Genomic DNA, 23806 nt, shown 5'->3' with positions numbered 1-23806 from the left:
AATGGGTTCAAAAGTGCGCGGCGCAGCTGCGCCGCGCATGTGTTGCGGCTGCGTGTTCAAGGCTTTAGTGGGAATGGTTGCCGGGGCGGTCATGCTGCCGGCATGGGCGCAGCCCAGCAGCATGGGGCTGACAGGGCTTATGCATATGCCCAACGCCCGTATGGAGGCCGATGGCACGCTTACCGCAGGCTTCAGCTATGCCCGGCCTTATAGTGCGCCTTATGTGGCGGCTCAGGTCTTGCCTTTTTTGCAGGTGGCGGGGCGCTACACACGCATACACGGCTACAACCTTGACGATAGGCCGGGCTGGGAAGGCTATGGCGATAATAAAGACAAGGCCGCTTCCTTCAAGCTGCGTCTGCTGCCCGAAAATGCCTTTGGCACCACTTGGCTGCCCGAAATTTCCATAGGTGCCGACGACTTCACCGGCACCCGTTTGTTCAGCAGCGAATTCATTGCCGCCAACAAGCGCTTTGATTTCAACTGGGGCTATGTGGACGGCACCGTGGGTTATGGCCGCAAGCGCATCGATGGCCTGTTCGGTGGCGCGCGCTTGGGGCTCAAGGCCTTGCCGTCGTGGTCGTTCGTGGCCGAATACGACCGCACCGATTACAACTACGGCGGCCATTATGCCGAAACGGGCGAATCCGCGCGCAGCACGGGTGCCTGGGGCGGGGCGTTGGAATACCGCTATGGCCCGCTGGCCTTCCAGGTGGGCCGCATGCACGGGCAAAATGTGTATAACGTTTCGCTTAGCCTGCCGCTGCAGCAGCGCGAGTTCATTCCCAAGATAGACGAAACCGGCCCGCTGCCCGGTGGTGCCTGGGCCAGTACTGCGCCGCGCCCTACGGCCGCCCAATGGCACGAGCGCGAACACTGGCGCCTGGGCTTGCTGCAAGCCCTGCATGCTGAAGGCCTGCGCAATGTGCAGATGGCATGGCGCGATGGCACCATGGCCTTGTCGTTTTCCAGCGCACGCTATCGCTACGCTTCGCGCGGCATAGGCCGTGCCGCGCTGCTGGCGCTGCAATATGCGCCAGTTGAAACAGAAAGAATGGAACTTACCTGGAAGACCCAGGGCATGGCGGGCATGACTTGGGAATTCTATGATGTGTCGGTGTTGCAGCGTTACTTTGCCGGTACGGCATCGCGCGCACAACTGGCCCATGCGGTGACCATACGCTATGCCGACCCGGAAGGGCGCAGCGCCGCCGCCCGTGCCAACGATATTGATGAAACCCTGGAAGACCTTGCGCGGCAAAATGCGGGTGGCGGCTTCTTCGGGCGCAACGTGCTGGCCTTGTCGGGCAGCACCATGGGGCAATCCAGCATTTCGCTTAACCCCTACCTAAGTACCTATTTGAACGACCCCAGCGGCGCCTTTAAATACGATATAGGGCTGCGCCTGGGCGCGGAACTGAACCTGAGCGGCGGCTGGTGGCTCAAGGGCAGTGTTATGGGCAGCATCAAGGAAAACATCAGTGATGTATCCAATCCATCCAATTCGCTGTTGCCGCATGTGCGGTCCGATTTGGCTGAATATCGCAAGGCGGCGCGCGTCAAGCTGAACGACCTGACGGTAAGCCGCTACTGGCAGCCGGCCACGCGCACCTATGTGCGGGCTTCTGCCGGCCTGTACGAGGAAATGTACGGCGGTGCCGGTGCGCAGATTCTTTACCTTAGCCCGGGTGGGCGCTTTGCCTGGGATATGGCGGTAGATGTACTGCGCCAGCGCGACTACAAGGGCACCGGTTTTCTGGACTACAGCACGGTAACTGCGATTGCTTCCATGCATTACCGCGTACCCTATTTTGAAGGCGTAACCGCCACCGTGCGGGCAGGGCGCTTTTTGGCCAAGGATGAAGGCGTACGTTTCGAGCTTGCCCGCAAATTCCGTTCCGGCGTTGAACTGGGTTTGTGGTACACCCGCACCAACGGCAACGATATTACTTCGCCCGGTTCGCCCAGCAGCCCCTATTACGACAAGGGCGTGTTCATGCGTATTCCGCTGTCTACCATGACTACGCGCGATACGGCTTCACGAGTATCCTTCGATTTGTCGCCCTGGAATCGCGACGTTGGCCAGATGGTAACCTCGCCCGGCGACTTGTACGAAATCATGCGTAATAGCTGGGAAGACAATGCACTGGAAGGTGATGGCCTGCGCTCCTTTGGCGACGTCATAGGAGAAGACTCCCCATGACGAAACCAATCAGCCGAAAAAACCTGTGCGTCTGGGGCATGGTGGGTCTGATGTTTGCCGGCCTGGCCTATGCCGCACCGGACTGCAAGGTGCTCGATCCAGAGCTGCAAACGTCTTACGAAGGCGATTGCCTAAACGGCTTGGCCCAGGGCCAGGGTGTGGCACGCGGCGCCAACGGCGCTTTCTACCAGGGTGGTTTTGATGCCGGTGCGGCATCTGGCTATGGCGTAAAGCTGTATGCCAACGGCGACGCGTATGCGGGCGAGTGGCTGCAAGGCTACCGCCATGGCCAGGGCGTGTATGAATACGGCGAACATTCCCCCTGGCGTGGCGATAAATACGTGGGTCAGTGGGATCACGACCAGCGCCATGGTCGTGGATCATATTTGGTGTATCCCACGGGCGAGGCCTTTACGGGCGACTGGAATATGGGTCAAACCGATACCCTGGCGTCACCCATGATGGTGCGGCGCAAGCGCACTTTCGAGGCCCTGGCCCCTGTACTGGGGCAGGTGGGGGCCGAGCTATGTTCCACACTGACCGATGGCGCCTCGCCCAGGAACATCGCCAGGGGCCGGGTGGTGGCCGTGCAAGACGAGCGCATACAGGTGCTGGTGGAAACGCCTGAAGTCTTGCGGCGCAGCGCGCTAACGGTGAACCCGCGTTGGGACGTTATGACTGAATGGATGGTGTGTGCGCAATGAACACGCGGAATACTCAAGGCCCTTTGCTGATGGTGGCGTGTACGGGCAATATATGCCGCAGCCCCATGGCCGAGGCGGTATTGCGATATCAGCTGGCCCTACGTGGTGTGCAGGCCCAGGTGGCTTCCTGCGGGCTGGATGCGCCCGTAGGCCGTACTCCCCATAAATTTGCCCTGCAGGTGAATCACGATCGCGGCATTCCCATCGCAGCCGATAAACGATCGGAGGCTTGTGTGTCTGCGGCATTGAAGCACGCAACCGTGCTGCTGGTCATGGAAAACCACCATCGCCATACCGTGCTGCGGCGCTACCCGTTTGCGAGCGGCAAAACGTTTTTGCTGGGCCATTGGCAGGGGCGGGAAATTGCCGACCCCTTGCATGAGCCCTTGCCCGCTTTCGAGCAGGTATTCGATCAAATCGACCAGGGCTGTTCGGCCTGGATAGACCATATGTTGCAGGCCGGACTGCTGCCTGCTCCATCCCATTCCTGATGCTTAAAAAATTAAAGACTATGGCGACTATCATGAACACAAACTTGGGGCGCTTTGCGCTGGTGGCGGCAGCAAGCCTTGTGCTGTCTGGCTGCACGGGCATGTATTTGGGGGTAACGCCCAACAACAACGAGCGCCAGCCTGAAATGAGCGAGGCCGATGTGCGGGCCCGGGCCGACATTCACAGCATTACGCCGGAAACCGTGCATCGCCTGCTTAGCGAACAGCGTGCCGAAGCCGATATTGCTCTGGCGCGGCGCGATGCGGCTGAGCTGCGCCCCAGGAACACGGCTTATAGCTACCGGATTGCGCCCAACGATGTGCTGATGGTGACGGTTTGGAATCACCCGGAATTGAATAACCCCGCCGGGCAGCTTAGCAGCGATCTGGCAGGCCTGACGGTTAAAAGCGACGGCTACTTCTTTTACCCGTACGCGGGCCGGGTCAAGGCTGCGGGCCGTACTACATCAGATATTCGCCGCGAGCTGACCAACCGCCTTACCGAGTATTTGACCGAACCCCAGGTGGATGTATCGGTGCTGCAGTATCGCAGCCAGAAGGCCTTTGTGGTGGGCCAGGTCGATAAGCCCGGCCCCGTGCCCCTGACCGACGAACCCCTGTACGTTACCAGCCTGCTGACCCAGGTGGGCGGCCTGACCGAAGAGGCTGATCTTTCCAACGTGGTGTTGAACCGCGACGGCGTGGTGCGCAATCTTGACTTGTACGCCCTGTATTACAAGGGCGATTTAAGCCAGAACGTGCTGCTGCAGGACGGCGATATTCTGAATGTGCCCGAGCGCAACCAGGGCAAGATATTCGTGCTGGGCGAGGTCATGAAACCCGAGGCGCGCATGCTGCCCTGGGGCCGCTACACCCTGGCCGATGCACTGGGTGATTCGGGTGGCTTGAACCCCGTCACGTCGCGCGCCAGCCAGGTTTACGTTATGCGCTCGGTCGATTCCGGCCGGCCGGAAATCTGGCACTTGAATGCCAGCAACCCCGCGGCGCTGATGCTGGCCGACAGCTTCGTGATGCAGCCGCGCGATGTGGTGTTCGTTGACCCGGCTGCGGTTACGCGCTGGTCTCGCGTGATCAACCAGATTCTGCCCACGGCCAGTTCGCTGTTCCAGGGCGTAAACGCCACTAACTAATACCTTGATAAATCGGGAATAAAAAACGCTATGACGGTTGCGGATAAAGCGCTGCAGAATAACGACGAACAGGAAATCAGCCTGGCTGAGCTGTTCAATGTGTTGCTGCAAAATGTATGGTTAATTGTTATTACCTTTGCGGTGGTATTGGCTCTGGGGCTGGCCTATGCCATTTTGGCCACGCCGATCTACAAGGCCGATGCGCTGATTCAGGTAGAAGACCAGAAAGGCGGCGCCGGGCTGGCTGGCCTGTCGCAGTTGTCGGAAGCCTTTGGCGTGCAGCAAAGCAGTATTTCTGGCGAAATAGAAATCTTGCGCTCGCGCGAGGTGCTGCTGAAAGCCATAGAAACCACCGGCGCTGCCGTAACGGTGCAGGTGGATAATCACTTTCCACTGATTGGTTCCTGGATGGCACGCCGCCACGAGGCCGGTTCGGCCGAGCTGGCCGAACCCTTATGGGGCCTGGGCAGCTATGCCTGGGGCGGCGAGCGCCTGGAGCTGGCCGAGCTGGCTTTGCCGCGCCGGGCCTGGGGCCAGGATTTCTTCCTGGAAATCACGGCCGACGGCTTCAACCTGATGGATGATGACGACCAGGTGCTGCTGCAAGGTGCCCGCCTGGGCCAGCGCCTGCACTTCAAGATAGGCGGCGAAGATGCCTATCTGGCGGTCAAGTCCTTAACGGGCCGGGCCGGCACGCGCTTCCTGGTGCGGCAGGCTTCGCCCGTGCTGCTGTATGAGTCCCTGCGTGCCGGGCTGCAGGTGTCCGAAGCCGGCAAGCAAAGCCAGGTGATACGGCTGGGTTTCGAAAGCGACGACCGGCAATTTGCCACCGACTTTGTCAATGCCGTGGCGCGCGCCTACCTGGAACAGAACGTGGAGCGGCGCAGCGCCGAAGCCCGCAGCAGCCTGGCCTTTCTGGAAAAGCAACTGCCGGAACTCAAGCAAAATGTAGAGGGCAAAGAAGAAGAACTTAGCCAGTTCCGCACGACTAGCGGAACCATCAGTATTCCGGAAGAGACTCAGGGTTTGCTGGAGCAGGCCATAGAGCTGGAAAACCGCAGGCTGGAGCTGGAGCTTAAGCGCGACGAACTGCGTGAGCGCTACAAGCCCGAACACCCCATGCTCAAGGCCATTGCCCAGCAATTGGCGGCGGTGCAAGATGCCAGCGCCAAGCTGGGCCTGAACATAGACAAGCTGCCCGAAGCCCAGCGCGACCTGCTGCGCCTGCAGCGCGATGCAGAGGTTAATACCCAGTTGTATATTTCCTTGCTGAACAATGCCCAGGAACTGCGCGTGGCCGAAGCCGGCACCATAGGCAATGTGCGCATTATTGACTTTGCCGTGGTGGCGGAAAGGCCGATCAAACCCAAGCGGGCACTGATAGTAGTTGTGGCTGCGATGCTGGGCCTGATGCTGGGTGTGATCGCTGCGTTCTTGCGCCGCTTCTTGCGGCCTTCGGTTCAGCGCGCCGAGCAGATAGAGCAGCGCCTGGGCTTGAGCACTTACGTGAGCGTGCCCGAATCGCAAGTTCAGAAGGGCTTTCGCATTGCCTTGCCGGGGCGGGGCAATGGCAAGAACAACAAGCATGTGCTGGCCATAGCCAACCCCGAAGACCCGGCCGTGGAAAGCCTGCGTTCGCTGCGCACCGGCTTGTCGTTTGCCATGATGGGCACCAAGGGCAAGGCCATCGCCATTACCGGCGCCACCGCCGGGGTGGGCAAAAGCTTTGTGTCGGCCAATCTGGCGGCGGTGCTGGCATCAGCCGGGCAGCGGGTGGTGTTGCTGGACGTGGACCTGCGTCGTGGCCGCCTGCATGAATACTTTGGCTATGAGCGCAAGCGCAAGGGCTTGTCCGACGTGTTGTCTGGCAGTGTGCCGCTGGCCGATGCGCTGGTCAAGGTGAATGACGGCCTGACGGTTTTGCCGGCCGGCACGGTACCGCCCAATCCGGGCGAGCTGTTGCTGACGCCTGCGCTGGAGCAGTTGCTGAAGCAGCTGGAAGGCGACTACGACCTGGTTATTGCCGATACCGCGCCGTTGCTGCCGGTGGCAGACACACTGGCCCTGATGCGGCATGTAGACGCCGCCTTTATGGTGGTACGCGCCGAGCACAGCACCATGGCCGAAATTCGCGACTCCATGACCAAGCTGCGCAACGCGGGCGTGGATGGCCCCTTGAAGGGAGTGATTTTCAACGGTGTGAGGCGCTATCGCCTGGGCTACGGCGCATCCTATCAATACTACTACTCGTATAAATAAGAAGAAGCCTTGCAATGCTGAATACTCCTTTTTCACCTTGGCCCTCGTTCACATCGGAAGAAGCCGATGCGGCGCGTGATGTCATTCTTTCCAATAAAGTGAATTACTGGACGGGACAGGAATGCCGCCAGTTCGAAAAAGAATTTGCGGCCTGGTCGGGTACGGAATACGCCGTGGCCCTGGCCAACGGCACCCTGGCCCTGGATGCCGCCTTGCAGGCCCTGGGCCTGGGCGCCGGCGACGAGGTAGTGGTTACGCCGCGCACCTTCCTGGCTTCGGTATCCAGCATTATCAATGCCGGTGCCGTGCCTGTTTTTGCCGAGGTGGACCGCGATACGCAGAACATTACGGCGCAGACCATAGCCGACGTGGTCACACCGCGCACGCGGGCCGTGATTTGCGTGCACCTGGCGGGCTGGCCTTGCGATATGGACCCCATTATGGCGCTGGCCGCCGAACGCAATCTGTTCGTCATAGAGGATTGCGCCCAGGCCCATGGCGCGCGCTATAAGGGCCGGCCGGTGGGTTCTATCGGCCATGTGGGCGCCTGGTCTTTCTGCCAGGACAAAATCATGACCACCGGCGGCGAAGGCGGCATGGTCACCACCAACGACCGCGAGCTCTGGTCGAAGATGTGGTCGTATAAAGACCATGGCAAAAGCTGGGAAGCCGTTTACGAACGCGACCATGCCCCCGGTTTTCGCTGGTTGCACGAAAGCTTTGGCACCAACTGGCGCATGCTGGAAGTGCAGGGCGCAATCGGGCGCATTCAACTGCGCCGCATGCCGCAGTGGCAGGCCAAACGCCAGGACTACGCCCGGCGCATCTGGGCGGCGGCATCGGCTTTTGCAGGTTTGCGCGTGCCCGTGGTGCCCGACGATATCCAGCATGCGGCCTATAAATGCTATGTATTTGTAGAGCCCGATCAGCTTAAGCCCGACTGGAACCGCGACCGCATTCTGGGCGAAATCAGTGCCCAAGGCGTACCGTGCTTTTCGGGATCGTGCTCTGAAGTGTATCTGGAAAAGGCCTTTGACGGTACCGGCTGGCGCCCTGAACAGCGTTTGCCCGTTGCGCGTGAATTGGGTGAAACGTCGTTGATGTTCCTGGTGCACCCCACGCTGACCGAAGCGGAAATTGAAAAGACCTGCACCGTGCTGGCCGATGTGATGACACGTGCCGCCGCGCAGTAATTGAACTCTTGAACGTAAAGATATCTGGGGAAAGAAGAATGTCTGCTGATATCCAGCCTCAAGCGATAACCATACGCGAGCGCCTGCTGGCGCTGCCGCGCGAGCAAAAGCGCGTGCTGCAGATGGTGGTTGACCTGGTCCTGATATGGCTGGCGTTGTGGCTGTCTTTTTACATCAGGCTGGATGATGCATCAAAGGTCGAGCCTTTCAGTGGCCATGCCTGGCTGTTCATGCTGGCACCTGCCATCAGCCTGCCCATATTTACGCGCTATGGCCTGTACCGGGCCGTGATGCGCTACATCGGCAATCAGGCCCTGGTGGCCATAGGCCGGGCCGTTACGCTATCGACCATGCTGCTGGGCGTGGCTGTTTTTCTGTACGGTGATCCCCCAGCCGTTGTGCCGCGCTCCACACTGATTATTTATTGGCTGCTTGGTCTGTTCCTGGTGGGTGGACTGCGCATTTTTATGCGCAAGTTTTTCAACCTGGAAAGCATCAGTCTGCTGACGTTGCCTTCCAGTCAACGCAAGCAGGCCGAGGCCGATTGCAGGCCGAAGGTACTGATCTATGGTGCGGGTGCGGCAGGTAACCAGCTGCTAAGCGCCTTGCGTCTGGGCCGTGAAATGTACCCGGTGGGCTTTATTGACGACAGCCCTGCGCTGGCCGGGCGCGTGATGGCGGGCCTGACGATTTATTCGCCGGATCGCATCGAGTACGCCATCAAGGACACCGGTGCAGAAGAAGTCTTGCTGGCTGTTCCCTCGGCCTCGCGCGCGCGCCGCAATGAAATCATTGAAATGCTGGCCGACTATTCCATACAGGTTCGTACCGTGCCGGGCTTCATGGACCTGGCCAGCGGCCGCGTTCAGGTTGAAGACCTGCGTCATGTAGATATTGACGACCTGCTGGGGCGCGACGCCGTCAAGCCCGATATGGGCCTGTTCGAACGCTGCATACGCGATCAAGTCGTTATGGTGACCGGCGCGGGCGGCTCGATAGGTTCGGAACTGTGCCGCCAGATTGTGCGCACCTCGCCGCGCATACTGATACTGTTCGAGCATTCGGAATATAGCCTGTACAGCATTCACCAGGAACTGGCCAATTTTGTGCGCAACGAAGGCCTGGACCTGCGCGTGATTCCCGTTATGGGTTCCATACGCAACCAGGGGCGGCTGTACGATGTCATGTCCAACTGGAAAGTCGACACCGTTTATCACGCCGCCGCCTACAAGCACGTGCCCATGGTCGAGCGCAATATTGCCGAAGGCATATTGAACAACACCTTCGGCACCCTGTATTCGGCCCAGTCCGCGCTGCGTGCCGGCGTGAAGAATTTCGTGCTGATTTCCACCGACAAGGCGGTACGCCCCACCAACATTATGGGCGGCACCAAGCGCCTGGCCGAGCTGGTGCTGCAGGCCCTGGCCGTTGAAGTGGCGCCGCGCTTGTACGGCAATGTCGATGACGAACCGGTGACCAACCGTACGCGTTTTACCATGGTGCGCTTTGGCAACGTGCTGGGTTCGTCGGGGTCGGTCATTCCGCTGTTTCGCGAGCAAATCCGCCGTGGCGGCCCGGTAACCGTGACTCACAGGAAGATTACCCGCTACTTCATGACCATCCCTGAAGCCGCTCAACTGGTCATACAGGCCGGCTCCATGGGCGAGGGTGGCGACGTCTTCGTACTGGACATGGGCGAGCCCGTGAAAATTGCCGAACTGGCCGAGAAAATGATCTTGCTGTCGGGCCTGAGCGTACGCGACGAGGACAATACCGACGGTGATATCGCCATCGAATACACCGGCCTGCGCCCCGGCGAAAAACTATACGAAGAACTGCTGATCGGCGACAACGTTACCCGCACCGAGCACCCCATGATCATGCGCGCCAATGAAAAGCGCCTGGCTTGGGACGCCCTGAAGCAGGCACTGGACGACCTGCACCAGGCCGTTAAGGACGACGACTACCCCAAGGTGCGCGATCTGTTCCTGCAACTGGTCGATGGCTTCAAACCCGACGAAGACATCGTAGACTGGATACATCTGCAAAGGACGGAGCACGGTGGCGTGCGCCAGGAGCAGACCGGGCCGGCGGTGCTGAGTTAATGCCGGGCAAGCCTTCGGGCTTGCCCTTTCGGTGTTCCATGTGGGCTAGTGACCAAAACGCAATAATGTTTTAAAATATTACGTTATGAATCGTTTCGTATACACAACACAAGATTCAACTGGTCACACCGTAATCGATATTTAATATAAAAACCCTAATAATATGGGTATTATCGGTGTTTTTCGCTGCATTTTCGATTGGTTTCCTTTTAAGCTTTGGATGCAAAAATGAGTGCAAAAACCGGAATTTCCCATATGGCAAAACTGATTTCAGCCCTCAGCTGGGTTGTCGTCTCGGGAGCCTCCCTTTTTGGCATAGCCATTTTAGGCATGAGCCTCATTGGCATCGTAAGCTCCGTTAGGCAGATAAGTTCCGCAGAATGGCTGACCTTGTTTCTTGGAATAGGCTTGGCCTTGGTCGTTTGGGCGGTGCTGCAGGGCATCGTATGGGTACTCGACAGCGTCACCGGAAGCCGAGGCGATAAAGCCGCACTGCTCTGGCCAGTCAGGCAATGGTATTGGCGCTACCTTTACCGGTAAATCCAATACAAGACGTCAAACTAAAACGTATTTGATTAAGCGGCGCGGCCGCCAATAGCCCCCAGCAACCGTCCTGTCTCATAAACCGGTAATCCCATTACGCCGGTATAGCTGCCGGCGATATGTTCTACGAACATGCCGGCCTTGCCCTGTATGCCGTAGGCGCCGGCCTTGCCCATGGGTTCGCCGGTAGCGCAGTAGGCTGCGATCTCGGATTCGGTCAGGGCTTTGAAGTGTACTTCGGTAATCGAGACTGCCTCGTGCAGCTCGCCGGCGTGCGCCAGAACCACCGCGGTGCGTACTTCGTGGCGGCGACCAGACAGCCTGCGCAGCATGCTGTACGCGTCTTCAGCATTCAGCGGTTTGCCCAGGATGTCATCGTCCAGGATGACGGTGGTGTCGGCCGATAGTATCGGCCGGCTGCCGTCCAGTGCGTCGCCGTCTGCCGGCAGCGCCGTGGCGCCCACAGCCTCTACCCACTGAACGGCTCGCACTGCCTTTTCGCGGGCGGTGCGCAGCACGTAGATATGCGGCGGCTCGTTGGGCAGGCGCGGCTCATCTTCGCCGGGAGGCATCGGTACGCGCAGTATGTCGTGCGGAACGCCCATTTGCAGCAAAATCTCGTGGCGGCGTGGGCTGGCCGAGGCCAGGTACACAAGCGGCAGATTCACGTGCGCGTTCCTATTTGACCTTCAGGATCTTCATGCCGTTGGTGCCGCCGCTGTTGCTGTAGAAGTCACCCTTGGTCAGTATGACCCAGTCGCCTTTCTTGACCAGTTCGCGTTGCTTGAGCTGATCTATGGCCTGATCGCTGACCACGGCCGGGTCGATGCGGGCGGCGTCGAAGGGCACGGTGTATACGCCGCGAAACATGGCGGCGCGTCGCTGGGTGCCTGGATGGCGTGTGTAGCAGTAGATGGGCACGCCCGAGCGTATGCGCGACATGATCAACGGCGTGTGGCCGCTTTCGGTCAGGCAGATGATGGCCTTGACGCCGGGGAAGTGGTTGGCGGCATACATGGCGGCCAGGGCTATGGTTTCGTCGCAGCGGCTGAAGGTTTCGCCCAGGCGGTGTTGCGAGCGTGTGCTGGTGGGTTCTTTTTCGGCACCCAGGCATACGCGGGCCATGGCCTGCACGGCTTCCACGGGGTATTGCCCCGATGCGCTTTCGGCCGAAAGCATGACGGCGTCGGTGTAGTCCAGCACTGCGTTGGCCACGTCCGAAACCTCGGCGCGCGAGGGTATCGGGCTGCTGATCATGGACTCCATCATTTGCGTGGCGGTAATCACCAGCTTGTTGTGGGTGCGTGCGTGCTGGATGATGCGTTTCTGTATGCCGACCAGGCGGGCGTCGCCAACTTCCACGCCAAGGTCGCCGCGCGCCACCATCACGCCGTCGCTGACCTTGATGATGGCATCCAGTGCGCGATCATCGGCCACGGCTTCGGCGCGTTCTATCTTGGCAATGATCCAGGCTTTGCTGCCGGCGGCCTGCACCAGCTTGCGGGCTTCCTGTATATCGCTGCCGTAGCGGGGAAATGATACGGCTACGTAGTCCATTTCCAGTTCTGCGGCCAGCTTGATGTCTTCGCGATCTTTGTCGGTCAGGCTGGGCGCGGATATGCCGCCGCCGCGTCGGTTGATGCCCTTGTTGTTCGACAAGGGGCCGCCCACGGTCACAATGGTGTGTACTTCGTGCTCTTCCACATGGTCGACCTGCAGCACAACGCGGCCATCGTCCAGCAGCAGTTCGTCGCCAGGGTGGCAGTCTTGCACCAGGCTGGGGTAGTCGATGCCCACGATGGTTTCATCACCGGCATCGCCGGGATGGGTTCTGGACAGGGTGAAGGGCTGGCCGACTTGCAGTACGACTTTGTCGTTCTTGAAGCGTGCGATACGGATCTTCGGACCTTGCAGGTCGCCCATGATGGCGACGTACTTGCCGTGTTTTTCCGAGAGCGACCGGACCAGTTGGGCGCGCCGGCGATGGTCATCAGCCTCGCCATGCGAGAAGTTCAGCCGCGCAACGTCCATGCCGGCCAGTATCAGTTGTTCGATTTTTTCAGGGCTGGAGCTGGCAGGCCCCAGGGTGGCTACGATCTTGGTGCGGCGCGTGCTGGTGTATTGTTCTTTCATTATGTTGGGCCTTGCAGGTGCGGGGTATCAGGCTCTGTGATAAGGGTGGCCCGTCATGATAGCCCAGGCTCTGTACAGCTGTTCGGCCAGTACGACGCGGACCATAGGGTGGGGCAGTGTAAGTGAAGACAGTCGCAACTTGCCGTTGCAGGCTTGCTTGAGCTGGGGATCCAGTCCGTCGGGCCCGCCTATCAGCAAGGCTACGTCCTGACCGGCGCCGCGCCACTTCTCGAGCTCGGCCGCCAGGCCCATGGTGGTCAGATCCTTGCCGTGTTCGTCCAGCGCAATGCGCAGGGCATTGGCAGGAATGGCGGCCTCGATACGCCGCGCTTCGGCCTGCATCATTTGTGCGGGTGTTTTGCCCGATGTACGCGGTTCGGGCTTGATCTCTTTGAGTTCCAGCGAACAGTCGGCGGGCAGCCGCTTGGCGTAATCGCGCCAGGCAGTCTCTACCCAGTCCGGCATGCGCAGTCCGACGGCCACGACGATCAGTTTCATCGGCTTTACCCGTTGTCAGTCGTCGTCGATGTCATCGAAGTCGTACGATTCGGGCACGCTGGGCTGCGTGGACTGCGGCAATAGTTTCACGCGCACCGGCTTGCCACCCCAGATTTCTTCCAGGTTGTAGTACTGGCGCACCATGGGCTGCATGCAATGCACGACGATGTCGCCCAGGTCGACCAGCACCCATTCGCCAGTGTCGTCGCCTTCGTAGGCAATGATGGGCAGCTTGTGCTTGCGCGCGGCATCGGCCACGTTGGCCGCGATGGCGCGGGTTTGCCGGTTCGAGCTGCCGCTGGCGATAACGACGCGATCGAACAATCCCGTAATGTGGGTGGTATTGAAGATCTTGATGTCTTGTGCCTTGACGTCTTCAAGGGCGTCTATGACCAAGCGTTGTAATTTTTGAATATCCATGGTGTGACTATACCGTGAGACTTTAGGTGGAAGGGGGCTGATACAGCCCATTTTCATTAATGTATTGCTCGACCGCAACATCAAGCAGCCCGGCAGTTGATTCGCCGCTGGCCAGGCGCTCCCGGATCAGGGTGGCCGATATGGCGGTGGGCTCGAAAGGCAGGTGGATCAGGCTGCGCCCGATCCGGGCCAGCTGTTCGGTCAAGGCAGCGGGCGCTTGCAGGGTTGAGCCCGGCCGCTGTGCCACGACCAGGTGCACCAGTTGCGTGATTTCTTGCCAGGAATCCCAGGTACAGAAGTTCACAAGCTGGTCGGCGCCCAATATCCAGTAATAGTCGGGCCCCCTGGGCAACTGACGCAGCGTAGCTATGGTGTAGCTGGCGCCGCCCCGTGTAATTTCAATGGGGTTGATGCGCAAGTAGGCGTCGTGCCGGCTGGCGATTTCCAGCATGGCCAGGCGATGTTCGCTGCTGGCGGCCAGGGGTTCGCGTTGCCAGGGGTTGGCCGCTGGTATCAGCTGAACCTCTTCCAGGCCCAGAAACTGCCAGGCCGCGCGGGCCAGGCTGATGTGTGCCAGGTGTATGGGGTCAAAGCTGCCGCCCAGCAAGCCGGTTTTTACAGCCATGCGCGTGGTGTCAGGAAGTCGGACAGCCTGGCTTCGGCCGAGCCGGCCTCAGGCGTCCAGTTATAGCGCCATGTGGCGGTTGGCGGCATGGAAAGCAGAATGGACTCGGTGCGTCCGCCAGACTGCAGGCCAAACAAGGTGCCACGGTCGAAGACCAGGTTGAATTCCACATAGCGGCCACGGCGGTAAGCCTGGAAGTCGCGTTCTTTTTCGGTATAAGCCGTGTCGCGGCGTTTTTCGACGATGGGCAGGTAGGCCTTCAGGAAGCTGTCGCCCACCGAGCGCGTGAGTGCGAAGCTGTGCTCGAAGCTGGTTTCGTTCAGGTCGTCGAAAAACAGCCCGCCCACGCCGCGTGTTTCATTGCGGTGCTTCAGGTAGAAGTACTCGTCGCACCACTTCTTGTAGGCCGGGTATTTGTCGGCCCCAAAAGGGGCGACGGCATCGTGACATACCTGGTGGAAGTGCCGGGCGTCTTCTTCAAAAGGGTAGTACGGCGTCAAGTCCAGACCGCCGCCAAACCAGAATACATCGTCGTCGTTGCTGCCCGCTGCCGGGTGGGCGACGAACAGGCGCACGTTCATGTGCACGGTTGGAATATAGGGGTTGCGCGGATGCAGCACCAGCGATACGCCCATGGCTTCCCAGGGGCGGCCGGCCAGTTCCTTGCGATGGGCGCTGGCCGAAGGGGGCAGTGTCTTGCCCTGAACGTGGCTGAACAGTACGCCGGCCCGTTCCAGCAGCGCGCCGCCTTCCAGGTAGCGCGAAATGCCGCCGCCGCCTTCATTGCGATCCCACTGGTCGGTTTCAAAAGGCGTGCCATCGGCGGCTTCCAGAGCCGACACTATGCGTGACTGGAGATCCAGGAAATAGTCGCGGGCCGTTGGAATGGCAACGGTCATGCCGACCCTCCGGGCAGCGCGCGCCAGCCGATGTCGCTGCGGTACTGACGGCCGTCGAACCGGGTTTGCGCTACGGCCGCATAGGCCGTGGCCTGGGCGCGTTTGACCGAGTCGCCAAGGGCGGTGACGCACAATACGCGTCCCCCCGAGGTTTTCAGCTCGTCGCCATCCAGGCGGGTGCCGGCATGAAAGATCACGCAGTCGGGCGTGTCGTCGGGCAGGCCGTGGATCACGTCGCCGGTACGCGGTGTGCCGGGATAGTTGTGGGCGGCAATTACCACGCCCAGCGCCGTGCGGCGATCCCAGTCGATGTTGGCCTGATCCAGGTTGCCGTTGAGCGCCAGCTCGAACACTTCGGTCAGGTCGTTCTTTATGCGCATCATGATGGGCTGCGTTTCCGGATCACCCATGCGGCAGTTGAATTCCAGCACTTTCAGGGAGCGGGTGGCATCGGGGCCGTCGCCTATCATCAGGCCGGCATACAGGAAGCCGGTGTAGGGGTTGCCGTCTTTGGCCATGCCCGCCAGCGTGGGGTTGATGACCTCGCGCATGATGCGGTTGTGCAGGGCGGGGGTAATGACCGGTGCGGGCGAATAGGCGCCCATGCCGCCGGTATTCGGGCCCTGGTCGTTGTCTTGCAGGCGTTTGTGATCCTGGCTGGTGGCCAGCGTCAGCACGTGCTGGCCGTCGCACATGACGATGAAGCTGGCTTCTTCGCCGGACAGGAATTCTTCCACGACCACGCGTGCGCCGGCTTCGCCGAATGAGCCATCGCCCAGCATCATGTCTATGGCTTCATGCGCCTGGGCCAGGTCCATGGCTACGACCACGCCTTTGCCCGCTGCCAGACCGTCGGCCTTCACCACGATGGGCGCACCTTGCCCGGTGATGTAGGCCTTGGCCAGCGCCGGATCGGTAAAGGTCTGGTAGGCGGCCGTAGGGATCTGATGACGCACCATGAAAGCCTTGGCGTAATCCTTGGAGCTTTCCAGCTGGGCTGCCGCACGGGTGGGGCCGAAGATTTTCAGCCCGGCATTGCGAAAGGCATCGACCACGCCCGCCGCAAGCGGCGCTTCCGGGCCGACCACGGTAAAGGCGATCTTTTCCTGCCTGGCGAAAGCAATCAGCTCGTCGGTGGCGCTGATCTCAAGGTTCTGCATATTGTCGGCCAGGGCCGTGCCGCCATTGCCGGGTGCAACGTAAACGGTTTGTACGCGCGGCGACTGGGCCAGTCGCCAGGCCAGTGCATGTTCCCGGCCACCGCCGCCAATTACGAGTAGTTTCATGGATGTCTGAACGCTCAGGTAAATTTAAAAGAGAGTGGCTACTCGTCGATATCGCCGGATTCGTCGAAGGTGGCGGTGGAATAGACTTCCTGCACGTCGTCCAGGCCTTCGAGCATGTCCAGCATTTTCTGCATCTTGATGGCGTCGTCGCCCGCGAGTTCGGTTTCGTTCAGGGCTTTCATGACGATGTCCTGCACTTCGGGCGTGAGTTCGGCCTGCTCGAAGGCGGCCTTGACGGCGGCGTAGTCGGCAGGGGCGGTAATGACCTCTATCATGCCTTCTTCGTCAGTCTGGATGTCTTCGGCGCCGGCTTCCAGGGCGGCTTCCATCACGGCTTCTTCTGAAGTACCCGGAGCAAACAGGAACTGACCGCAGTGCTTGAACATGAAGGCCACCGAGCCTTCCTGGCCCAGATTGCCGCCGTTTTTGCTGAATGCGTGGCGCACTTCTGCGACCGTGCGCATGCGATTGTCGGTCATGCAGTCGACAATAACGGCTGCACCGCCTACGCCGTAGCCTTCATAGCGGATTTCTTCATAGTTCGCGCCGTCGGCCGCACCCGCGCCGCGCTGGATGGCGCGCTGGATGTTGTCTTTCGGCATATTGGCGGCGGTGGCCTTGTCCCAGGCGAGCCGCAAGCGTGGATTGGAGTCGGGATCAGGGCCGGCGGCACGCGCCGCAACGGTGATCTCACGAATGATTTTTGTCCAGAGTTTGCCGCGCTTGGCATCTTGGCGACCCTTTCGGTGCTGGATATTCGCCCATTTACTGTGTCCGGCCATAAAAGTCTTATTAATCTAAATGCGAGTTACGGTGACCCTATTTTAGCGCGTGCAGTAACCAGGGCATCGAATTACACTTGAGGTCCTTTTATTTGCCTTTTTGCGGATGAGAAATATGGCCGATCCCGTCGTTATTGCAAAGAATGATCAGGTGCAAACCACATTGCTGCCCAAGCTGGCTAATCGCCACGGCTGTATTACCGGCGCCACCGGCACCGGCAAGACCGTGACCCTGCAGGTGCTGGCGGAGTCGTTTTCGCGTATGGGTACGCCGGTCTTCATGGCCGACGTCAAGGGCGACCTTAGCGGTATTTCGCAGGCTGCCGTACCCAATCCCAAGCTGCAGGAACGCCTGACCAACCTGGGTCTGCCTGAACCGGTATGGGGCGGCAGCCCGGTTGTGTTCTGGGATATTTTCGGTGAGCAGGGGCATCCGGTGCGGGCCACGGTCTCCGACATGGGGCCGCTGTTGCTGGCTCGCATGCTGGAACTGAACGACACACAGGAAGGTGTGCTGAACATCGTGTTCCGGGTGGCCGACGACGAAGGGCAGCTGCTGCTCGATCTGAAAGACTTGCGCGCCATGCTGCAGAATGTGGCTGATCGTTCCGCGGAATTGCGTACGCGTTACGGCAATGTCTCGTCGGCATCGGTGGGCGCCATACAGCGCAGCTTGCTGCGTCTGGAATCGCAAGGGGCCAATCAGTTCTTTGGCGAACCCATGCTCGATATTTTCGACTGGATGCGAACCGATGCCAAAGGCAAGGGCATCGTCAATATTCTGGCGGCCAACAAGCTCATGCAGGCGCCGCGCCTGTACGCCGTCTTCCTGCTCTGGATGCTGGCCGACCTGTACGAGGGGCTGCCTGAAGTCGGTGATCCCGACCAGCCCAAGTTCGTGTTCTTTTTCGATGAAGCCCATTTGCTGTTCAACGACGCGCCCAAGGCCCTGCTCGAAAAAATCGAGCAGGTGGTGCGGCTGGTGCGTTCCAAAGGCGTGGGGGTTTACTTCGTTACGCAGAACCCCCTGGACATTCCCGATACGGTATTGGGGCAGCTCGGTAACCGTGTCCAGCATGCCTTGCGCGCGTTTACGCCGCGCGATCAGAAGGCGGTCAGGACGGCGGCCGAGACCATGCGCCCGAATCCCGACCTGGATATCGAAGCCGCCATCACCGAGCTGGGCGTGGGCGAGGCCCTGGTTTCCATGCTCGATGTCAAAGGCCGGCCTACGATAACCCAGCGGGTCTGGATGGTCGCGCCGGGCAGCCGTATCGGCCCGGCCACCGATGCCGAACGCCAGGCCTTGCGCTCGGCGTCGTTGCTTGGTGGCAAGTACGACAAGGCGGTCGACCGCGAATCGGCCTACGAAGTTTTGAAAAAGCGTGCGGCGGCTGCGGAACAGGAAGCGGCCCGCGTTGAGCAAGAGCAAGCCGCACAAGAGGCCGCCCAGGCCGCTGCCAAAACCACGAGCGGCGGCAAGCAGGAAACAGACTCGGGCCTGATGGGCGACGTCAGCGATTTTCTGTTCGGCTCGACCGGGCCTCGCGGTGGCCGGCGCGACGGAGTGGTGCAGTCTGCCGTGAAAAGCGCCGTGCGCAGTACGGCAACCCGCCTTTTGCGTGGCGTACTGGGTTCGCTGATAGGCGGCAAAAGCCGCTGAAACCGTTATGATGCTGCCATTGGCGATCAACAGATTTCGAATAATTTAACGACAGGACACAGGAGTAAAAATGGCTAAGTCTCACAAAATCGCAGTTATTGCGGGTGATGGTATCGGGAAAGAAGTTATGCCCGAAGGCCTGCGGGTGCTGGATGCCGTATCGAAGCGCTACGGCATCGGGCTGGACTACGATGTGCTGGACTGGAGCACCGACTACTACGCCAGGCACGGCCGCATGATGCCTGAAGACTGGAAGGAACGCATAGGCGGGCACGAGGCCATTTTCTTTGGCGCCATCGGCTGGCCCGACATTGCGCCTGACCACATCGTGTTGTGGGAATCGCTGTTCAAGTTCCGCCGTGAATTCGACCAATACATCAACTTGCGTCCGGTGCGACTGATGCCCGGCATCAAGACGCCATTGGCCGATCGCAAGCCCGGCGATATTGATTTCTTCATTGTCCGTGAGAACACCGAAGGCGAATACTCCAACAGCGGCGGCATTCTGTTCCAGGGCACCGAGCGTGAAGTGGTCATTCAGGAAAGCGTTTACACCCGCGTCGGAGCCGACCGCGTGTTGAAGTTCGCCTTCGATCTGGCGCAAAAACGTGGCAAGCACCTGACCGCCGCAACAAAATCGAACGGTATCTCCATTTCCATGCCCTGGTGGGACAGCCGGGTCGCCGAGATCAGCAAGCAGTACCCCGACGTGAAATGGGACAAATTCCACATCGATATCCTGTGCGCACACTTTGTGCAGCGCCCCGACTTTTTCGACGTGGTGGTGGCGTCCAACCTGTTTGGCGACATTCTGTCCGACCTGGGCCCGGCCTGCACCGGCACCATCGGTATTGCGCCTTCGGCCAACCTGAACCCCGAGCGCAAGTTCCCGTCGCTGTTCGAACCCGTACACGGCTCGGCCCCCGATATCGCCGGCAAAGGCCTGGCCAACCCCATAGGGCAAATCTGGAGCGGCGCCCTGATGCTGGATTTCCTGGGCTACCCGGAAGCGTCTGCCCAGGTCGTCAAGGCCATAGAAACCGTGCTTGAACACGGGCCACGCACCCCCGACATGGGTGGCAAGGCCAACACGCAGGACGTTGGCAAGGCCGTGGCCGAAGCCATCGCCAAGGGGTAGTTTTTCGTATACCGACATCCATGTGGATATGCACATGGGCAAGAAAGCTGCATAGGAACGGTAGCGCGATCAGGCCGACTTTTTGTCGGCCTTGCGCAACCCCGACCAGACAATAGCGCTGATCATCAGAATCCCCCCCAGCACGGCACGCATGCTTGGGTACTGGGCGAACAGCACGGCCGCGAACACAATGGCATAAACAGGTTCCAGCGCAATCACGATGCCTGCGCTGCGGGCTTGCAGCACCATCAGGCTGGACACCAGCAAGAAGTGCGACAGCGCCGTGCACATGACCCCCAGCACCGCCAGCCAGACCCAGTCCATGGCACCCAGCTGCCCGATGGCAGACACGGAGAACGGCAAGGTCAGCAGGGCAACAAACAGGTTTTCCCAGCAGGCCACTTTGTGTGCCGGAATATGCGTGGCCGCACGCCGGTTGATCAGCGTAAACGCAGCAAAGGAAAGACCCGACAGTAACGCCCAGAGCAATCCGACGGTGGCGTCGTCCTGGAAATCAAACGAGGGCGTTACCAGGATCAGGCCCAGCGTGACCAGCAGCAGGATCAGCCATTCGCTGGCACTGACTTTTTCTTTCAGAAGGAAGTATTCGCCGAGTGTGATAAACGCGGGGAAGCTGGCGAAACCCAGGGTGGCAATGGCCACGCCGCTGATCTTGACGGCAATAAAGAAGGTAACCCAGTGCACGGCCAGCATGGCGCCCGCGATGGCCAATATGCCCAGATCACGAGCCGTGATGTTCCGGATGGGCGATACGCCCTGGTAGCGCATGAACGCCAGCAATGCGATCACGGCAAAGCACGCACGACCGGCCGTGATGGCCATGGCGTCGGCCTGAATCAGTTCGCCGAAGATGCCCGTAAGCCCAAACAAAACGGCGGCGATATGAATCGAAAAAAGAGCACGTTGACGATTCATATTACGGTACGGGAAGGCAATTAAGATTTAAACTAGGTGTTGTCGAGCAAGCATCACAAATTACGCAAGGAGTCTGTCTTGGAAACCCAGGTCAAAGCAATACGCATCGAAAAAAATGGTGGTCCCGAGGTACTGCAGCTTGTATCAGTGCAGGTTCCGGCGCCACAGGAAAACGAAGTCACTATACGCCAAAAAGCGGTAGGCCTTAATTTTATCGATATTTACTGCCGTAGTGGCTTGTATGCCCATCCCTTGCCGCACGGCCTGGGCTTTGAAGCCTCGGGCGTGGTCGAAGCGGTCGGCGCCGGCGTCAAGCATCTTAAAGTGGGCGATCGCGTTGCTTATGGCCAAAGCCCGCTTGGTGCCTACGCAGAAGCCCGTACCCTGCCGGCTGACCGCGTGGTCAAGATTCCCAAGGGCGTCAGCTTCGAACAGGCGGCTGCCATCATGCTCAAAGGCCTGACCGTACAGTACCTGTTCCGGCAAACCTATCGCCTGCAGGGCGGTGAAACCATTCTGTTCCATGCCGCTGCGGGTGGCGTGGGCCTGATCGCCTGCCAGTGGGCCAAGGCACTGGGCGTCAAGCTGATCGGCACAGCCTCCACACCTGAAAAAGCCGCTTTGGCCAAGGCCAACGGCGCCTGGGAAGTCATCGACTACTCGCGTGAAAACGTGGTCGAGCGCGTCAAGGAACTGACCAACGGCAAGAAAGTGCCGGTCGTGTACGACGGCGTGGGTAAAGATACCTGGACAACCTCGCTCGACTGCCTCGAGCCGCGCGGCCTGATGGTCAGCTTCGGCAACGCTTCGGGTCCGGTCAACGGCGTCAATCTGGGCGTGCTTGCCAGCAAGGGCTCGCTGTTCGTAACCCGGCCTACGCTGGGCACGCACGTTGCCACTCTGGAGAAAATGAAAGCGGCTTCCAAAGAAATGTTCGATCTGGTTGCCAAGAAAAAGATCGACATCACCATCGGTCAGCGCTTTCCGCTGGAAGCGGCTGCCGATGCCCAGGAAGCCCTGGCCGCGCGCAAGACGGTGGGAGCCACCATTCTTACGCTCGATTAATTTGCTGTCGTAATCAGTCGTCGATATCGAAATCCAGCGTACGGCCATCGGCAGAGAATTCGGCATCGAATTCCTGCCCGTCGGCCAGCCTGCCCTCAATCTCGATACGACCATCACGCTCGAACTCGATTTTTTCGAGCCGGGCGTCGGCAGGCCATTGCTTGTTTTCAAGAATTGGCGCGGGTACCAGGCTGCGGATATCAGCAATCGGGAAAAGATCATTACCCCGCGATTCGATATCCTCGATGGCGTCCTTGCCATCGAGTTCGATTTCCACTTTGGCGTTGCTTGGCAGCGTGGCCCTGATGCGGCGTCCGTACTCGGCGCGGGGCTTTTCACGAATTTCGATATTGCTGAGTCCCAGGTCGCTGACGGCCTTGGGCAGGTCTTGAGCCAGCGTGATGCCGGGAATGGCGAGGCCGGCAGCGATGACAATGGCAGACAGTGTGAGCTTCATGTAACAGTTCCTTAGAGTGAATGCTCGAGGGTGCTTGAACCCAGTCTAGCAGACATCCATGTTTCTATTCTTGCAAGGCCATTGGATTGAAACTCAGCGTTGCCCAACGATAGAGTTTTTTCTTGTCAGTCCATACGGTAGCGCTGCAGTTTCTCTTCGTCAATTTCCAGCCCCAGTCCAGCGCTATTCGGTAAATCAAGACTCCCAGTGGATAGGTTCATCTGGGTAGTGGTTATGTCATCACGCATTTTCAGGGGGCCAACGCTTTCCAACCCTTCAAGCACATCTGCACTAGTGGCCGCTAACATGATTTCCGCTGCGGTATTTATGTTTAGGCCAAAGCCATGTCCAATCACGATTTTCAGGCCAGCAGCGCTAGCAGTTTCCATCATATGGCGACATTTGATTAAGCCTCCTTGTTTCATGACTTTGAATTTGACGATATCTGCGCAATCCGCCCGGATGGCATCAATGAGGCTTTGATGGTCTGTGATCGCTTCGTCGGCCATGACAGGGATACCTATCGCCTGACGAACTTTGGCTAAACCTGGTAAGTCGTTGGCCGCAACAGGTTGCTCAAGCAACTGGAGATGATAAGGTTCTAAAAGATGTCCAAGGGTAATACCGTCAGCCACGCTGTATCCCGCATTAGCGTCGCCCCGTAGCTGCATTTCCGGGCCTACAGCTTCTCTGACTGCATGTATACGGTCACGGTCTGCATATACGTCTCCACCAAGCTTTATTTTTGCTGACCGGAAACCAGCGGCTTGCCATTGTTGGGCCTCGCGCGCTGCCTGGTCAGGCGGCACAATGCCTATCCAGGCATTGAAGTGTAGGCACTGGTTTACCGCACCCCCGAGCAATTGATGTACTGGTATGGCTAATGCACGACCCAAAAGGTCGCAGCAGGCCATCTCTATAGCCGCTTTGGCTTCCATATAACCAAGCAGAACGGTATCCATCAAATCAGAAATCCGCTGAAGGTTACTGACGTCAAAGCCTATTAGTGCTGGTGCCAATGTGCTTCGCAGGCTGTTGATGGATTGTTCTATGGCTTCTGTTGAGTAGCCGGGTAGAGGGTCGACATTACCCAAGCCGATGTGGGTGCCGGACCTGAGTCGCACGATAATACTGTGCTGGGTGGTGTTGGTGGCGTAAGCGTTGCGAAAGCCATCGCCGAGCAAAGGGACGGCGATGCGGAATATCTCAACGGTGGTGATGGGTAATGTCATCAATAGAATATCCAAATTATGCC

At 59.4% G+C, this 23806-nt stretch carries 22 protein-coding genes; 11 read left to right on the top strand and 11 right to left on the bottom strand.

The window, feature by feature from the left end:
* Position 1 precedes the first annotated feature (1 nt).
* From LKR43_RS14460 to LKR43_RS14425, 8 genes are all read left to right on the top strand, one after another.
* Positions 2–2203 (top strand): YjbH domain-containing protein, encoded by a 2202-nt coding sequence (locus LKR43_RS14460; RefSeq protein WP_227684916.1) that lies wholly within the window; start codon positions 2–4, stop codon positions 2201–2203.
* Positions 2200–2907, top strand: a complete 708-nt coding sequence (locus LKR43_RS14455) for a hypothetical protein (RefSeq protein WP_227684915.1) — start codon at positions 2200–2202, stop codon at positions 2905–2907. Before LKR43_RS14460 ends, LKR43_RS14455 begins: the two co-directional genes overlap by 4 nt.
* Complete coding sequence (locus LKR43_RS14450) at positions 2904–3398, top strand: low molecular weight protein-tyrosine-phosphatase (protein WP_227684914.1); 495 nt, start codon at positions 2904–2906, stop codon at positions 3396–3398. Before LKR43_RS14455 ends, LKR43_RS14450 begins: the two co-directional genes overlap by 4 nt.
* 32 nt (positions 3399–3430) lie before the next feature.
* Positions 3431–4549, top strand: a complete 1119-nt coding sequence (locus tag LKR43_RS14445; RefSeq protein WP_227684913.1) for a polysaccharide biosynthesis/export family protein — start codon at positions 3431–3433, stop codon at positions 4547–4549.
* A 30-nt stretch (positions 4550–4579) separates the two neighbouring features.
* Positions 4580–6808 carry a polysaccharide biosynthesis tyrosine autokinase gene (locus tag LKR43_RS14440; protein WP_227684912.1) on the top strand — a complete coding sequence of 743 codons (2229 nt, stop codon included), beginning with the start codon at positions 4580–4582 and terminating at the stop codon, positions 6806–6808.
* A 14-nt stretch (positions 6809–6822) separates the two neighbouring features.
* Positions 6823–8001, top strand: a complete 1179-nt coding sequence (locus LKR43_RS14435) for a DegT/DnrJ/EryC1/StrS aminotransferase family protein (RefSeq protein WP_227684911.1) — start codon at positions 6823–6825, stop codon at positions 7999–8001.
* 38 nt (positions 8002–8039) lie between these two features.
* Positions 8040–10106, top strand: a complete 2067-nt coding sequence (locus LKR43_RS14430) for a nucleoside-diphosphate sugar epimerase/dehydratase (protein ID WP_227684910.1) — start codon at positions 8040–8042, stop codon at positions 10104–10106.
* Positions 10107–10334: 228 nt separating this feature from the next.
* Positions 10335–10646: a hypothetical protein gene (locus LKR43_RS14425; protein WP_227684909.1), complete on the top strand. Its 312-nt coding sequence runs from the start codon at positions 10335–10337 to the stop codon at positions 10644–10646.
* Positions 10647–10681: 35 nt separating this feature from the next.
* On the opposite strand, the gene LKR43_RS14420 is transcribed toward LKR43_RS14425, so the two are convergent.
* From LKR43_RS14420 to LKR43_RS14385, 8 genes are all read right to left on the bottom strand, one after another.
* Positions 10682–11254 (bottom strand): nucleoside triphosphate pyrophosphatase, encoded by a 573-nt coding sequence (locus LKR43_RS14420; RefSeq protein WP_370632128.1) that lies wholly within the window; start codon positions 11252–11254, stop codon positions 10682–10684.
* Between the two features lie 73 nt (positions 11255–11327).
* Positions 11328–12782 (bottom strand): pyruvate kinase, encoded by a 1455-nt coding sequence (pyk, locus tag LKR43_RS14415; protein WP_227684908.1) that lies wholly within the window; start codon positions 12780–12782, stop codon positions 11328–11330.
* A 27-nt stretch (positions 12783–12809) separates the two neighbouring features.
* A complete protein-coding gene (gene rlmH / locus LKR43_RS14410; protein WP_227684907.1) occupies positions 12810–13280 on the bottom strand; it encodes a 23S rRNA (pseudouridine(1915)-N(3))-methyltransferase RlmH in 471 nt (156 codons plus the stop codon).
* A gap of 15 nt (positions 13281–13295) precedes the next feature.
* Positions 13296–13700, bottom strand: coding sequence for a ribosome silencing factor (gene rsfS / locus LKR43_RS14405; RefSeq protein WP_227684906.1), 405 nt, complete (start codon positions 13698–13700; stop codon positions 13296–13298).
* A 22-nt stretch (positions 13701–13722) separates the two neighbouring features.
* Positions 13723–14325, bottom strand: a complete 603-nt coding sequence (gene nadD, locus LKR43_RS14400) for a nicotinate (nicotinamide) nucleotide adenylyltransferase (RefSeq protein WP_227684905.1) — start codon at positions 14323–14325, stop codon at positions 13723–13725.
* Positions 14316–15224: an oxygen-dependent coproporphyrinogen oxidase gene (hemF, locus tag LKR43_RS14395; protein WP_227684904.1), complete on the bottom strand. Its 909-nt coding sequence runs from the start codon at positions 15222–15224 to the stop codon at positions 14316–14318. Before hemF ends, nadD begins: the two co-directional genes overlap by 10 nt.
* A complete protein-coding gene (purD, locus tag LKR43_RS14390) occupies positions 15221–16510 on the bottom strand; it encodes a phosphoribosylamine--glycine ligase (RefSeq protein WP_227684903.1) in 1290 nt (429 codons plus the stop codon). The genes hemF and purD overlap by 4 nt, the downstream gene beginning before the upstream one ends.
* A 38-nt stretch (positions 16511–16548) precedes the next feature.
* Positions 16549–17292, bottom strand: coding sequence for a YebC/PmpR family DNA-binding transcriptional regulator (locus LKR43_RS14385; protein ID WP_227684902.1), 744 nt, complete (start codon positions 17290–17292; stop codon positions 16549–16551).
* Positions 17293–17407: 115 nt separating this feature from the next.
* Between LKR43_RS14385 and LKR43_RS14380 the strand changes: the two genes are divergently transcribed.
* Complete coding sequence (locus LKR43_RS14380) at positions 17408–18955, top strand: helicase HerA-like C-terminal domain-containing protein (protein WP_227684901.1); 1548 nt, start codon at positions 17408–17410, stop codon at positions 18953–18955.
* A gap of 70 nt (positions 18956–19025) precedes the next feature.
* A complete protein-coding gene (locus LKR43_RS14375) occupies positions 19026–20093 on the top strand; it encodes a tartrate dehydrogenase (RefSeq protein ID WP_227684900.1) in 1068 nt (355 codons plus the stop codon).
* A 69-nt stretch (positions 20094–20162) separates the two neighbouring features.
* Here LKR43_RS14375 and LKR43_RS14370 read toward each other — a convergent pair whose 3' ends face one another.
* Positions 20163–21029, bottom strand: coding sequence for a DMT family transporter (locus LKR43_RS14370; RefSeq protein ID WP_227684899.1), 867 nt, complete (start codon positions 21027–21029; stop codon positions 20163–20165).
* 78 nt (positions 21030–21107) lie between these two features.
* Between LKR43_RS14370 and LKR43_RS14365 the strand changes: the two genes are divergently transcribed.
* Positions 21108–22094, top strand: a complete 987-nt coding sequence (locus tag LKR43_RS14365) for a quinone oxidoreductase (protein ID WP_227684898.1) — start codon at positions 21108–21110, stop codon at positions 22092–22094.
* Positions 22095–22107: 13 nt separating this feature from the next.
* Here the strand turns inward: LKR43_RS14365 and LKR43_RS14360 are convergent, their stop codons facing one another.
* Together LKR43_RS14360 and LKR43_RS14355 are read right to left on the bottom strand one after the other, a co-directional pair.
* Complete coding sequence (locus tag LKR43_RS14360) at positions 22108–22551, bottom strand: PepSY domain-containing protein (protein ID WP_227684897.1); 444 nt, start codon at positions 22549–22551, stop codon at positions 22108–22110.
* A 125-nt stretch (positions 22552–22676) separates the two neighbouring features.
* The gene (locus LKR43_RS14355; RefSeq protein WP_227684896.1) at positions 22677–23798 is read right to left on the bottom strand and encodes a mandelate racemase/muconate lactonizing enzyme family protein; all 1122 of its coding nucleotides are present in this window, start codon (positions 23796–23798) and stop codon (positions 22677–22679) included.
* Positions 23799–23806 lie beyond the last annotated feature (8 nt).

It is taken from the genome of Pusillimonas sp. MFBS29 (genome assembly GCF_020687695.1).
Taxonomy (GTDB): domain Bacteria; phylum Pseudomonadota; class Gammaproteobacteria; order Burkholderiales; family Burkholderiaceae_B; genus Pusillimonas_C.
The sequence above is the reverse complement of the archived record's forward strand: the minus strand, read 5'-3'. Positions and strand labels throughout refer to the sequence as shown.